Genomic DNA, 12,978 nt, shown 5'->3' with positions numbered 1-12,978 from the left:
GAGAGACCATGCTAACGCGTCATCGTTTTAGCGAACAGGGGAAACGTCTTGTTTTTTCGGCTTAAAGTGCAACAGGCGATTTGCGTTAGCGACGACGGTAATGGATGACAGAGCCATCGCCGCACCCGCCACGACCGGGCTGAGCAAGGTACCGGTCAGCGGATAAAGCACACCGGCCGCAACGGGAATGCCAATCACGTTATAGATAAAAGCGCCCAGCAGGTTCTGCTTCATGTTACGCAGCGTTGCCTGAGACATCGCCAGCGCATCGGCGACACCGTGCAGACTCGGACGCATCAGGGTAATTGCCGCTGTTTCGATCGCCACATCGCTGCCTCCGCCCATCGCAATCCCGACATCGGCCTGCGCCAGTGCCGGGGCATCATTAATGCCGTCGCCGATCATGGCGACCTGCTGGCCTTTGTCCTGCAACGCTTTAATGGCATCGGCTTTGCCTTCGGGACGCACACCGGCAATCACTTTATCGATTCCTGCTTGTGCGGCAATTGCCTGAGCGGTACGCGGATTGTCGCCGGTCAGCATCACCAGCTGATACCCAAGCTGATGCAGACGTTGTAAGGCGCTGACGCTGTCTTCACGTAATGGGTCACGCAGCGCGAACAGCGCCGCCAGTTGTCCGTTTGCCGCCAGCAATACCGGCGTCGCGCCTTCGCCTGCCATGCTTTCCAGCAGAGTGTTGGCATCAACGGTATCCACGCCATTTTCCTGCATCAGCGCCTGATTACCCAGTAATAACGCCGTACCGTCAACATCGCCGCGTAAACCCAGACCGCCAAGGGTGCGGAAATTCAGCACGTCAGGAATGTCCAGCCCGCCAGCTTTTTCAACAATCGCCTGCGCCAGCGGGTGGTGCGAGCCTTTTTCCAGCGCGGCGGCAAAGCGCAGCGCCTGCTGTTCACGGATACCGCCAAAGGTGTGGATATCCGTCACTTTCGGCTGGCCTTCCGTCAGCGTCCCGGTTTTATCAAATACCAGCGTGGTGAGGGTACTGGCTTTTTGCAGCGCATCGGCATCACGCACCAGTACGCCGAATTCCGCCGCACGGCCGACGCCCGCGGTAATCGACATCGGCGTCGCTAATCCCAGCGCACAAGGACAGGCGATAATCAGCACGGTAGTGACGATCACCAGCGTATACATCAGTTGTGGCTGCGGACCGAAGAAGTACCAGATTGCGCCACTGAACAAAGCAATCAGCACCACGGCGGGCACGAAGACAGAAGATATTTTATCTGCCAGCTTACCGATTTCAGGCTTGCTGCTCTGGGCTTCGCGCACCAGTTTGATGATCCGCGAAAGGGTCGTCTGGCTGCCGATAGCGTCAGCGCGGAACAGCACGCTGCCGTCTTTGACCAGCGTCCCCGCATGCACTTTTTCACCCTGGGATTTCTGCTGTGGGATGGGTTCGCCGGTCAGCATAGCTTCATCCATCCAGGCTTCGCCGCTTTGAATTTCACCGTCAACTGGCACACGATCACCGGTGGTGAGCCGCAGCGTCATGCCGTGCTGTACTTCAGCCAGCGGCAGGGTTTTTTCGCCTTCTGCGGTGACAACGCGTGCGGTCGGCGGGGTCAGGTCCAGCAAGCGTTCGAGTGCTTTTGATGAACGCTGACGTCCGCGTTGTTCCAGCGCGTGACCCAGATTAATCAGGCCAATAATCATCACGCTGGCTTCATAATAAAGATGGCGCGCCTGCATCGGGAACGCATCCGGCCACAGGCTGACAGCGAAGGAGAAAATCCACGCTGCGCCGGTACCGAGTGACACCAGCGTGTCCATATTCGCGCTGCCGTGCATCAGGTTTTTCCATGCACTGCGGTAAAAATGCCCGCCAGCGACAATCATAATCAGCAATGTCAGCAGGCCGATAATCAGCCAGCCGGTCTGATTACCGGGGGTGACCATCATTTCGCCGCCGAACAATCCCCATAACATCATCGGGATACCGGCAGCCAGGCCGAGCGCTGCCTGCCAGCTAAAGCGGATCATGCTTTTGCGTGAGGTTTGTTGCTGGCGCTCACGGCGTTCGGTTTCGTCGATAATAATTTCAGCGCCATAACCGGCACGTTCAACGGCGGCAATCAGTGCGTTTTGATCAGCATTGCCGCTGACCAGCGCACTGCGTTCCGCCAGATTGACCCGTGCCCGTTCGACACCATTCACGCTTTCCAGCGCCAGCTGCACTTTACTGACACAACTGGCGCAGCTCATGCCGCTGAGCAATAATTGCACGCTGTCATCAGCGGCTTGCGGGGCGTGAGTCTCAGCCGGAACAGGTGACGCAGCCGCTGACAGGGGTTCCGGCAAAACACTCGCCTTATCGGTCAGCGGCTCAGATTTTGGGGATGTATCTCCTGCAACCTGCGCGTCGTAACCGGCGTTCACTACAGCGTCGATCAGGCTCTGGCTGCTGGCATCGCCTTTGACGATGGCTTTATCCAGAGAGACTTCTACAGAGGTGGTGCCTTCAACCGCTTCCAGCGCTTTACGCGTTGAAGCGACACAGTGCCCGCAGGACAAGCCTTGCAGGGATAATACGGTAGTCGTCATGATGAATTTCCTTTTTGCCTTGACCTGATTGTCAAATTTCACTAGTTATAGAGCATAAACCTTCCAGCAAGGGTAAGGTCAAGGAGGCAAAATGAACATCAGTGATGTGGCGAAAAAAACCGGGCTGACCAGCAAAGCGATTCGTTTTTATGAAGAGAAAGGGCTGGTCACCGCACCGGCTCGCAGTGAAAACGGCTACCGCAGCTATGCACAAAAACATATCGAAGAACTGACGTTGTTGCGCCAGGCGCGGCAGGTTGGATTTACGCTGGAAGAGTGTCAGGAACTGGTGGCATTATTCCACAATCCTGACAGGCACAGCGCTGACGTAAAAGCGCGGACATTAGAAAAGGCCGCCGAAATTGCGCGGCACATTGAAGAACTGAAAGTGATGCGTGAGCGCTTACTGACGCTGGCGGAATCCTGCCCCGGCGACGAGGGTGCGGATTGCCCGATCATCGATAATCTCAGCGGCTGCTGTCATAACAAACATTAACGCGCATCGGGTTCTACGCGCAGCGTCGCCCCTTCCACGCCGGTGATAACGACTTTGTCCCCGACGTTCAGAGGGGAGCTGCAGATCGCACGCCAGCTGCTGTCACCGATTTGTACCCGTGTGAACTGGTTAGTTACCGGTTCCAGCACCGTAGCGTAAGTGCCCACTAATTGCTGGCCTCGCTGATTGAGTGCGGCATTGCCGGAAGATTTATCCACCCGCTGGTTCAGCCACTTCCACCACAGCCACGCCGCCAGAATGGTCAGCAGGGCAAATGCCGTGCCCTGCCATGCCCACGGCAACGGCAGGATCCACGTGACAGCACCCACCAGGGCCGCCGCCACGCCGCTCCACAGCAAGTAACCACTCGCACCCACCAGCTCAGCTGCCAGTAACAGGCCACCCAGAGACAGCCAGAATACGTGCGGATTTGCCATGAAATCATGCAGCATTATTTGCCGCCTTTGGTTTCTTTCAGCAACTCAGCAATTCCGCCAATGGAGCCCATCAGACTGGTGGCATCCAGCGGCATCATGATGATTTTGCTGTTATTGGCAGAACCGATTTTCGTCAGGGCATCGGTATATTTTTGTGCCACGAAGTAGTTAATCGCCCGCACATCACCGGCCGCAATCGCTTCGGACACCATTTTGGTGGCCTGGGCTTCCGCTTCCGCCGCACGTTCACGCGCTTCTGCCTGCAGGAATGCTGACTGACGCTCACCTTCGGCTTTCAGAATTTGCGACTGTTTTTCACCTTCAGCACGTAAAATGGCGGACTGACGTACACCTTCGGCTTCCAGAATGTCGGCACGTTTTGTACGTTCGGCTTTCATCTGTGCGTTCATCGCTGAGATCAGTTCAGCCGGTGGGCGCACATCACGGATCTCGATACGGGTGATTTTTACGCCCCACGGGTTGGTGGCTTCATCGACGATATGCAGCAAACGTGCGTTGATGTTGTCGCGTTGTGACAACATTTCGTCCAGTTCCATCGAGCCGAGAACGGTACGGAAGTTGGTCATCGTCAGGTTAACGATCGCCTGCTCCAGATTGCTGACTTCATAGGCGGCGCGCGCCGGGTCAATCACCTGAATGAAACACACAGCATCGATGGCAACATTGGCGTTATCGCGGGAAATCACTTCCTGAGAAGGAATATCCAGCACCTGTTCCATCATATTGATTTTGCGACCGATGCGGTCGACAAACGGCACCACCAGGTTCAGCCCCGGCATCAGGGTTTTGGTATAGCGGCCAAAACGTTCGACGGTCCACTGGTAGCCCTGGGGCACGATCTTGATCCCGGCGTACACCATCAGCAGCGCCAGTACGATCAGAATAAGGATAGGGATGGGAATAAGGTCAAACATAGTATGAAACTCCTGTAAAACTGTGTTCTGACTATTCACGGGGGAATAATCGAATAAAAACATGTCCCTGGCGCACTCACCGACCGGTCAGGCGCATGTTCAATTGTCGCACAAATCGTTAAGTCATCGTATTAATAAAAGGATAGTTCAGAGGATAAAAGACGGGGGAAATGCTAAAAAAAACGCACGTCCGGAGAAGTGACGTGCGCAGGGCGTTTTACGGTGAAACCGGATGAATCAATAGAGCAGGGAATATAACTGGCGGCGGTATTTGGCGGCCAGCGCATCGCCGGTGCCGAGTGCTGCCATAATATCCATCAGCGTTTTACGTGCTGCACCGTTCGCCGCCCCTAAGTCTTTCTTCAGCGGAGCCATCAGCAGTTCCAGCGCTTCTTCATTACGCCCGACCTGATGAAGTTGCAGGCTGAGTTTGACCACCAGCTCGGCATTCTCAGGATCCTGCGACAACTCCTGCTGAAGTTGCTGAATTTCCGGCGTATCGGCGGCCTGTTTCAGCAACTCGATCTGCGCAATCAGCCCCTGATAACGGGAATCTTTATCCTGTAACGGAATGGTCGCCAGCACGGCTTCGGCATCGTCAGTACGGTTCAGATTAATTTGTGTTTCCGCCAGCAACAAACCGATGTCACTGCGCTGATTGCTCAACTGCCATGCTTCTTTCAGCAACGGCAGGGCACCATTCACATCGCCCGCTTGCAACATTTCCTGCGCCTGAGCCAGTTTCAGCTCTTCTTCTTGCGGCAACACTTTCTGCAGCAGTTCGCGGATCACTTCTTCCGGCTGCGGACCCTGGAAACCATCGACCGGCTGACCGTCTTTGAACAGATAAACGGCAGGGATCGAGCGCAGACCAAACTGCTGGGCGATCATCTGCTCGGCATCGCAGTCCACTTTTGCCAGGATTAGCTGACCGGCGTATTCGACGGCCAGTTTGTCGAGAACCGGACCCAGTTGCAGGCAATGCTGACTGCGTTCAGACCAGAAATAGAACATCACCGGCACAGACATGGATTGTTCCAGCGTCTGGTGCAGGTTGGTTTCGTTGATATCGATTACTGTAGGTTGTGCAAGCATGAATTCTGTCTCTCCGCTACCCGTCATACTTCGAGCTGCTGATGCGTTGGCTGCGCTCATTCAGCCCGGTCACTTAGTTATCTAAGCTCCCGGGTCTTCGTGAGCTTGCCGCCTTCCCGCAACTCGAATTATTTAGGGTATAGAAAATTAAAGTATTTAAGAACAAATGGGGGCGACTCTTGCCGCTTCAACCCCGTATCGCTTTTACTTAGCTGTTTCCGCGTAATATTTTGTCCAGCATGCGCGCGGGCAACAGGCGTTTCAGCACCGTCAGGGCATGGGCGACCAGTGTGACCGGATAACGCAGGCGCGCGCGCGGATGTTCTAAAGCATGGTGCAGTTTGGGCAAAACCGCCTCCGGCTTGAGTGTAAAACGACGGGCAATACCCGGATTTTCGACCGGCTGGTCGGTCTGCGACTGACTCACATTGGCGGTGAAATTACTGCTCAGCGGGCCGGGTTCAATCAGGCTGACCTGAATACCGGTGCCGTGCAGCTCCATGCGCAGTGTGTCGGACCAGGCCTCCAGTGCAAATTTACTGGCAGCATACACGCCCCGGCGCGGCGTAGTGATCAGCCCCATCACCGAGCTGGTCTGGATAATACGGCCTTCGCCGTGTGGCAACATGGCGGGTAACAGAAGCTGCGTCAGCTGATGTGTACCAAATAAATTGGTGGAAAATTGTTGTTCGAATTGCTCACGGCTGATACTGCTGAGCGGGCCGTAAACGCCGTAACCCGCATTATTAAACAAGCCATACAGACGGTTGCCTGTCAGCGCAATGACCTCGGCGGCCGCAAGTTCGACGCTCTGTTTATCATCAAGATCACACTGAATAGTTTCAAACCCCATCTGCTGCAGCGTGTCGATATCCTGCGTTTTCCGACATGCCGCCAGTACCCGATAACCGCGTGCGCGCAAATCCTGTGCGGCAACCAGCCCGATACCGCTGGAACAACCGGTGATTAATACTGCTTTTTGCATAACTTTACCTGTGAGGTGTCCCTATTTTTGATGACTGTGATTTACTAGGGAGTCGGGTGAAAAAGGTAACGTCTTGGTTTTACTCACGTCCCGTTATTATTTTTATTCGTCGTATTTTAACCCTAATGCGTCAGCAGCGGCGTGAGTTTTTCTGACATCCATCCGGCAATAAACGATTGTGCTGCCAGCGCAGGATGTAAACCGTCGTCCTGCATCCATTCAGGTTTCACGGCGACCTGCTCCATAAAGAACGGCACCAGCGGGATGTTTTCCTGCTTTGCCAGCGCCGGATAAATGGCGTAGAACGCGTCGCCGTAGCGGCGGCCATAATTGGGTGGCAGACGGATTTGCATCAGCAACGGTTGGGCATTGCTCTGTTTTACCTGTTCAATCACCTGTTGCAGCGTCCGGGAAAGGGTTTGTGGCGGGAAACCCCGCAATCCGTCATTGGCGCCCAGTTCAATCAGCACCCAGCGGGGGTGATGTTGTTGCAGCAAGGATGGCAGGCGTGCCAGCCCTTGTTCAGCGGTATCGCCGCTGATACTGGCGTTGATTATGGTGGGCTTGCCACCTTCTTTTTGCCATGTGTTATTCAGTAATGTCGGCCAGGATTCGGCTACCGGAAGGCGATAGACTGCACTCAAACTGTCGCCAATAATCAGCAAGTTATCAGCAGCAACGGCGCGAAAACTCAATAATCCTAACAACATAAGGAAGGGGAGATGCCAGCGGAAAATGTTCTTGAAGTTCATCATCTAAGTAAGCACGTCGGTCAGGGTGAAGGTCAGCTCACCATCCTGTCCGGTGTGGAGCTGGTTGTCAAACCTGCCCAGACAATTGCCCTGATTGGCGAATCCGGTTCCGGTAAATCCACCTTGCTGGGCATTCTTGCCGGGCTGGATGATGGCACCCGGGGTGATGTGAAATTACTGGGCAAATCCCTCAGCGAACTCAATGAGGAAGGGCGCGCGGCGCTGCGGGCAAAAAATGTCGGTTTCGTGTTCCAGTCTTTCATGCTGGTGCCGACACTCAACGCACTGGAAAACGTCCAGCTTCCTGCGTTGTTGCGCGGTGAAAGCGACAGCAGCAGTCGTCAGCAGGCCGTGCAGTTACTGGAAAGTCTCGGGCTGGGCGAGCGTCTGCATCATCTTCCGGCGCAGCTTTCCGGCGGCGAACAACAGCGTGTGGCGCTGGCGCGGGCATTCATCGGCAAGCCGAAATTATTGTTTGCCGATGAGCCGACCGGCAATCTGGATCGCGTGACCGGCGAGCGTATTGTCGATTTGCTGTTTTCACTGAACCGCGATGCGGCGACGACGCTGATTCTGGTCACCCATGACGAACAGCTGGCGGCGCGCTGTCAGCGGCGGTTGCGTCTGCGTGACGGGAAATTATGGGAGGAAGCATGATCTGGCGCTGGTTCTGGCGGGAATGGCGTTCGCCTTCGCTGCTGATCGTCTGGCTGGCGCTGACCCTGGCAGTGGCCTGTGTGCTGGCGCTTGGCAGTATCAGCGACCGCATGGACAAAGGGCTGAGTCAGCAAAGCCGTGAGTTTATCGCCGGGGATCGCGTCCTGCGTTCCGCGCATCCGATTACGGAAGCCTGGTTGCAGGATGCACAGTCGCAGGGGCTGAAAGTCAGCCGTCAGCTCTCTTTTATGACCATGACGTTTGCCGGTGAAACGCCGCAACTGGCGGCGGTGAAAGCCACCGATCTGGCATATCCGCTGTATGGCGCGTTACAAACCGAACCGGCAGGACTGAAACCTGAACCGGGAACGGTGCTGGTCGCGCCGCGCCTGCTGGCACTGCTGAACGTAAAAGTCGGCGACAATCTGGATGTCGGAGATACCACGCTGAAAATTGCCGGTGTGATTGTTCAGGAGCCGGATTCGGGCTTTAACCCGTTCCAGACTGCGCCCCGGGTGATCATGAATCTGGAAGACGTGCCGAAAACCGGGGCTGTTCAGCCGGGCAGTCGTCTGACCTATCGCTATATGTTTGCCGGTTCGCCGCAAGCGATTCAAAGTTACGGCGAAGCGATAAAAGGGCTGCTTAAGCCTGATCAACGCTGGAGCGGGATGGAGGATTCCGACGGGGCGCTGGGCAAATCATTACAGCGCTCTCAGCAATTCCTCACGCTGTCGGCACTGCTGACCCTGATGCTGTCAATCGCCGCGATTGCCGTGTCGATGGGGCATTACTGCCGCAGCCGTTATGATCTGGTTGCGGTACTGAAAACGCTGGGTGCCGGTAAAAAGGCGCTGCAAAAACTGATTATCGGTCAGTGGCTGGCGGTGCTGGCGCTGGCGGGGTTGTGCGGCAGCGTGGTTGGTCTGGCATTTGAAGCCATCCTGATGAAAGTGCTGGCGCCGGTTTTGCCTGCAGAATTACCACCTGCCGGTGGCTGGCCGTGGGTGTGGTCGATGGGCGCGATGGTGGTGATCTCACTGTTGATCGGCATTCGTCCGTATCGCCAGTTGCTTGCGACCCAGCCACTGCGGGTGCTGCGCCATGATGTGGTGGCAAATGTCTGGCCGCTGCGTTATTTCCTGCCGGTGATGGTTGTGGTAGTGGTGGGGTTGCTGGCGGCGCTGATGGGCGGCAGTTCGCTGCTCTGGTCATTGCTGGCGGGCGTACTGGTACTTTCGCTGCTGCTTGGTCTGATTGGCTGGGGGGCGCTGCTGCTGTTACGCAAGCTGACATTCCGTCAGTTACCGCTGCGTCTGGCGGTCAACCGTCTGCTGCGTCAGCCGTGGGTGACGCTCAGCCAACTGGCGGCATTCTCGATGTCATTTATGTTGCTGGCGTTGCTGCTGGTGATGCGCGGGGATTTACTGGATCGCTGGGAGCAACAACTGCCGCCGGACAGCCCGAATTACTTCCTGCTTAATATCACCAAAGACCAAATCCCGCAGGTGACGGATTTCCTGCATCAGCATAACGCGCAACCGGAAACCTTCTACCCGATTGTGCGGGTACGTCTGACGAAGATTAACGACAAAGTTGCCACTGATATCATCAAACCGGATGACGCAGGGGGAGAGGCGGTCAACCGTGAACTGAATCTGACCTGGATGCAGGGACTGCCGGATCACAATCCGCTGGTGGCAGGCAACGGACCGCCGAAAGCCGGTGAAGTGTCGGTAGATGAAGGGCTGGCGGGGCGTCTGGGGCTCAAACCCGGCGATACCGTCACATTCAGCGGTGATACGCAGGAATTCAGCGCCAAAATCACCAGCCTGCGTAAAGTGGACTGGGACAGCCTGAAGCCGAATTTCTACTTCATCTTCCCGCCGGGTGCGCTGGATGCACAACCGCAAAGCTGGCTGACCAGCTTCCGTTATCACGGTGATGTCAGCACCATCACGCAGCTTAACCGTCAGTTCCCGACGCTGAGTTTGCTGGATATCGGCTCGATCCTGCGTCAGGTCGGCCAGGTATTACAGCAGGTGAGCAGGGCGCTGGAAGTGATGGTGATCCTGGTGATGCTGTGCGGCGGATTGCTGCTGCTGGCGCAGATTCAGGTCGGCATGCGTCAGCGCCGTCAGGAGCTGATTGTTTACCGTACGCTGGGTGCCAGCAAAAAAATGCTGCACCGGACATTGTGGTGTGAATTTGCCGTGCTCGGGCTGGTGGCGGGGATCGCCGCCGCCATCGGCGCGGAAGCTGCATTGTGGCTACTGCAACGCCAGGTTTTCGATTTCCCATGGGAACCGAATTATCTGATGTGGATTGCGGTACCGGTGGTCAGCGCGGTGCTGCTGTCGGTTTGCGGCGGTTGGCTGGGTGTGCGGTTGCTGCGGGGACGGGCGTTGTTCCGGCAATACGACTCGTAGTTTCTAAACTCCTCCCCCTGCGAAGGGGGAGGCAGGGAGGGGGTTTTAATGGCTAACTGTTTGTCAAAGCACACTTTAACTATGAGATTTTGACCTTAATACCCCACCCCAACCCTCCCCTTCGCAGGGGAGGGAGCCGATCAAATCAAAGCTTTTCAATCGCCCATTCAATCCCGCTGGCGTATTCTTCCGGCAGCATCGGGACCAGTGCGTTGAGATTGTCTTTCAGCAGGCGGGCGCTGGCGTCGTTGAGATTCAGGTGTCCGACTTTACGACCCGGACGCACGTCTTTCTCGTACCAGTGCAGATTGACCAGCGGCAGGCTCAGCCATTTTTCTGACACATCCGTGCCAATCAGATTCACCATCACTGACGGTGTGCTCACCACCGGTTTCGGCAGTGGCAGACCAAGGATGGCGCGCAGATGCATTTCAAACTGACTGTAAGAGGCGCCGTTCTGTGTCCAGTGCCCGCTGTTGTGCACACGCGGTGCCAGCTCATTGATCAGCAAACCTTCGCTGACCACGAAACACTCCATTGCCATTACGCCGACATAATTCAGTTCGTTCATGATCGCCGACAGCATGTTTTCTGCCTGCTGTTGCAGGGTGGCATCCGGCTGCGGCAGCGCAACACTGGTGCGCAGAATGCCGTCCTGATGCAGGTTGTGGGTCAGCGGATAAAACACGGTTTTACCATCGTGACCGCGCGCGCCCACCAGCGAAACCTCACCGGAGAAGTTGATACCCTGCTCAACGATGCATTCGCCATAGCAATCCTGCGGCAGCGTATTTTCTTCACCAGAACGCAGACGCCACTGACCCCGGCCGTCGTACCCGCCGACGCGACGTTTCACAATCGCCAGTTGGCCAAGCCGGGAGAATACCTGCGGCCATTCGGCGGCATCGGACAGCAATTGCCACGGCGCAGTCGCCAGACCGAGCTGGTCGAGCAGCTGTTTTTGCGTCAGGCGATCGGCCAGACGCGGGAAAATGTCGCGGTTAACGAACGCATTGTGCGTCGCCAGTTCGCGGGTCAGTGCCGTTTCCGGCCAGCGTTCGATTTCAGCGGTGATCACGCTTTGCTGATACGGCACGGCTTCCGGTTCAGCATCAAGGCCGACAGGATAGACGGCGATGCCCAGCGGTTCACCGGCCTGACGCAGCATTCGGCCTAACTGGCCGTTTCCGAGTACGCAAACCGGTTTCATGCTTCCTCCCGCGGGTCGGGGTTATTCAGCACTTCGTCAGTTTGTGCGGTGCGCCACGCGGCCAGGTTTTTGGCAATCTCAGCATCGTGCAGTGCAAGAATCTGTGCCGCCAGCAATGCGGCGTTTGCGGCACCGGCTTTACCAATCGCCAGCGTACCGACCGGAATACCACGCGGCATTTGCACAATGGAATAGAGACTGTCGATGCCACTGAGTGCAGCACTTTGCACCGGCACGCCCAGCACCGGCACCAGCGTTTTCGCCGCCAGCATGCCCGGTAAATGCGCTGCGCCACCGGCACCCGCGATGATCACATCAAAACCGTTAGCGGAAGCCTGCTCAGCGAAAGTAAACAATTTGTCCGGCGTACGGTGAGCGGAGACGATATCGACATGGAAAGGAATATTCAGCGTTGTGAGGACGTCGGCGGCGAACTGCATGGTCGCCCAGTCACTTTTAGACCCCATAACGATGGCGATTTTTGCCGGGGTAACGTTGGATGACATGTCTGTAAAGCTCCTGTGATTCGGAAATAGAAACTGCGAGGGCGCAAATGATAGCACGCTCCGTGAGGGAGGAAAACGGTTGCGTCGCCGGAAAACGGCGCATTTTTGATGAGAAGTTGGCGGCAGATTTGTATAATCCAAACCAATATATTAATGACAAACTTCATTGGAAACTGATTTATGACGCAGGCTTTACTGGCACCGATTTATGATTTTCTTCACTGTGAAACACCCGCTCTGTGGGTGGATGTGGCGCTGGAAAATCAGACGGTGATGCTGATCGACCACGCTAACTGTGAAAAGAAAGCGGCGGCCACGGCGATGAGCCTGATGACCAAATATCTGGATCGCACCGAGCTGCTGTTTTGTGCGGCGCGCCTGGCGCGTGAAGAGCTTCACCACTTCGAACAAGTGGTGGAAATCATGCAAAAGCGCAATATTACTTATACCCAGCTTTCCCCCTCGCGCTACGCCAGCGGCATGATCAAACATACCCGTCATCACGATGATCTGAATATTCTGGTCGACCGGCTGATTATCGGGGCGTACATCGAAGCGCGATCCTGTGAGCGTTTTGCCAAAATTGCGCCGCATCTCGACGAAACCTTGTCGCGTTTTTACACCTCATTGCTGCGTTCAGAATCACGGCATTTTGCCGATTATCTGGCGCTGGCGGAGCAATATGCCGGAACGGATATCAGTGAGCGGGTAGAGGAGTTTGGCAGAATTGAAGCGGAACTGATCCTCACGCCGGACGAACAATTCCGCTTCCATTCAGGCGTACCCGTTACCCTTCATACTTCGGGCTGCTGATGCGTTGACTGCGCTCATTCACCCCGGTCACTTAGTCAGCTAAGCTCCCAGGGATTCATGAGCTTGTCGCCTTCCAGCAACTCAAATTATTT

At 55.9% G+C, this 12,978-nt stretch carries 12 protein-coding genes; 4 read left to right on the top strand and 8 right to left on the bottom strand.

The window, feature by feature from the left end; all coding sequences use genetic code 11:
* Nucleotides 1-27: 27 nt before the first annotated feature.
* Nucleotides 28-2,571 carry a copper-exporting P-type ATPase CopA gene (gene copA, locus AACU55_RS01430; RefSeq protein ID WP_134706534.1) on the bottom strand — a complete coding sequence of 848 codons (2,544 nt, stop codon included), beginning with the start codon at nucleotides 2,569-2,571 and terminating at the stop codon, nucleotides 28-30.
* Between the two features lie 91 nt (nucleotides 2,572-2,662).
* On the opposite strand from copA, the gene cueR reads away from it, so the two are divergent.
* Nucleotides 2,663-3,067 carry a Cu(I)-responsive transcriptional regulator gene (gene cueR, locus AACU55_RS01425; RefSeq protein ID WP_013576588.1) on the top strand — a complete coding sequence of 135 codons (405 nt, stop codon included), beginning with the start codon at nucleotides 2,663-2,665 and terminating at the stop codon, nucleotides 3,065-3,067.
* On the opposite strand, the gene AACU55_RS01420 is transcribed toward cueR, so the two are convergent.
* From AACU55_RS01420 to tesA, 5 genes are all read right to left on the bottom strand, one after another.
* The gene (locus AACU55_RS01420; RefSeq protein ID WP_013576587.1) at nucleotides 3,064-3,519 is read right to left on the bottom strand and encodes an NfeD family protein; all 456 of its coding nucleotides are present in this window, start codon (nucleotides 3,517-3,519) and stop codon (nucleotides 3,064-3,066) included. The two genes, cueR and AACU55_RS01420, sit on opposite strands and share 4 nt — an antisense overlap.
* Entirely contained in the window at nucleotides 3,519-4,439 is a 921-nt protein-coding gene (locus tag AACU55_RS01415; RefSeq protein WP_037036893.1) for an SPFH domain-containing protein, read from the bottom strand. Before AACU55_RS01415 ends, AACU55_RS01420 begins: the two co-directional genes overlap by 1 nt.
* Nucleotides 4,440-4,676: 237 nt before the next feature.
* On the bottom strand, nucleotides 4,677-5,534 hold the full coding sequence (locus AACU55_RS01410; protein WP_134706533.1) for a thioredoxin family protein: 858 nt from the start codon (nucleotides 5,532-5,534) through the stop codon (nucleotides 4,677-4,679).
* Between the two features lie 208 nt (nucleotides 5,535-5,742).
* Nucleotides 5,743-6,519 carry an SDR family oxidoreductase gene (locus AACU55_RS01405; RefSeq protein ID WP_037036898.1) on the bottom strand — a complete coding sequence of 259 codons (777 nt, stop codon included), beginning with the start codon at nucleotides 6,517-6,519 and terminating at the stop codon, nucleotides 5,743-5,745.
* Nucleotides 6,520-6,641: 122 nt separating this feature from the next.
* Nucleotides 6,642-7,271: a multifunctional acyl-CoA thioesterase I/protease I/lysophospholipase L1 gene (tesA, locus tag AACU55_RS01400; RefSeq protein ID WP_015690300.1), complete on the bottom strand. Its 630-nt coding sequence runs from the start codon at nucleotides 7,269-7,271 to the stop codon at nucleotides 6,642-6,644.
* On the opposite strand from tesA, the gene ybbA reads away from it, so the two are divergent.
* Together ybbA and ybbP are read left to right on the top strand one after the other, a co-directional pair.
* Nucleotides 7,242-7,928, top strand: coding sequence for a putative ABC transporter ATP-binding protein YbbA (gene ybbA / locus AACU55_RS01395; protein WP_134706532.1), 687 nt, complete (start codon nucleotides 7,242-7,244; stop codon nucleotides 7,926-7,928). The two genes, tesA and ybbA, sit on opposite strands and share 30 nt — an antisense overlap.
* A complete protein-coding gene (ybbP, locus tag AACU55_RS01390) occupies nucleotides 7,925-10,357 on the top strand; it encodes a putative ABC transporter permease subunit YbbP (RefSeq protein WP_134706544.1) in 2,433 nt (810 codons plus the stop codon). The genes ybbA and ybbP overlap by 4 nt, the downstream gene beginning before the upstream one ends.
* Nucleotides 10,358-10,502: 145 nt before the next feature.
* Here the strand turns inward: ybbP and purK are convergent, their stop codons facing one another.
* Both purK and purE read right to left on the bottom strand, forming a co-directional pair.
* Nucleotides 10,503-11,567, bottom strand: coding sequence for a 5-(carboxyamino)imidazole ribonucleotide synthase (purK, locus tag AACU55_RS01385; protein ID WP_134706531.1), 1,065 nt, complete (start codon nucleotides 11,565-11,567; stop codon nucleotides 10,503-10,505).
* On the bottom strand, nucleotides 11,564-12,073 hold the full coding sequence (gene purE, locus AACU55_RS01380) for a 5-(carboxyamino)imidazole ribonucleotide mutase (RefSeq protein ID WP_013576579.1): 510 nt from the start codon (nucleotides 12,071-12,073) through the stop codon (nucleotides 11,564-11,566). The genes purK and purE overlap by 4 nt, the downstream gene beginning before the upstream one ends.
* 180 nt (nucleotides 12,074-12,253) lie before the next feature.
* Between purE and AACU55_RS01375 the strand changes: the two genes are divergently transcribed.
* Nucleotides 12,254-12,886, top strand: coding sequence for a tRNA-(ms[2]io[6]A)-hydroxylase (locus AACU55_RS01375; RefSeq protein ID WP_013576577.1), 633 nt, complete (start codon nucleotides 12,254-12,256; stop codon nucleotides 12,884-12,886).
* Nucleotides 12,887-12,978: the final 92 nt, after the last annotated feature.

Source organism: Rahnella sp. CJA17(1/100) (assembly GCF_963881615.1).
Taxonomy (GTDB): Bacteria; Pseudomonadota; Gammaproteobacteria; order Enterobacterales; family Enterobacteriaceae; genus Rahnella; species Rahnella aceris.
Note: the sequence above shows the minus strand (reverse complement) of the source record. Positions and strands in the feature narration are given on the sequence as shown.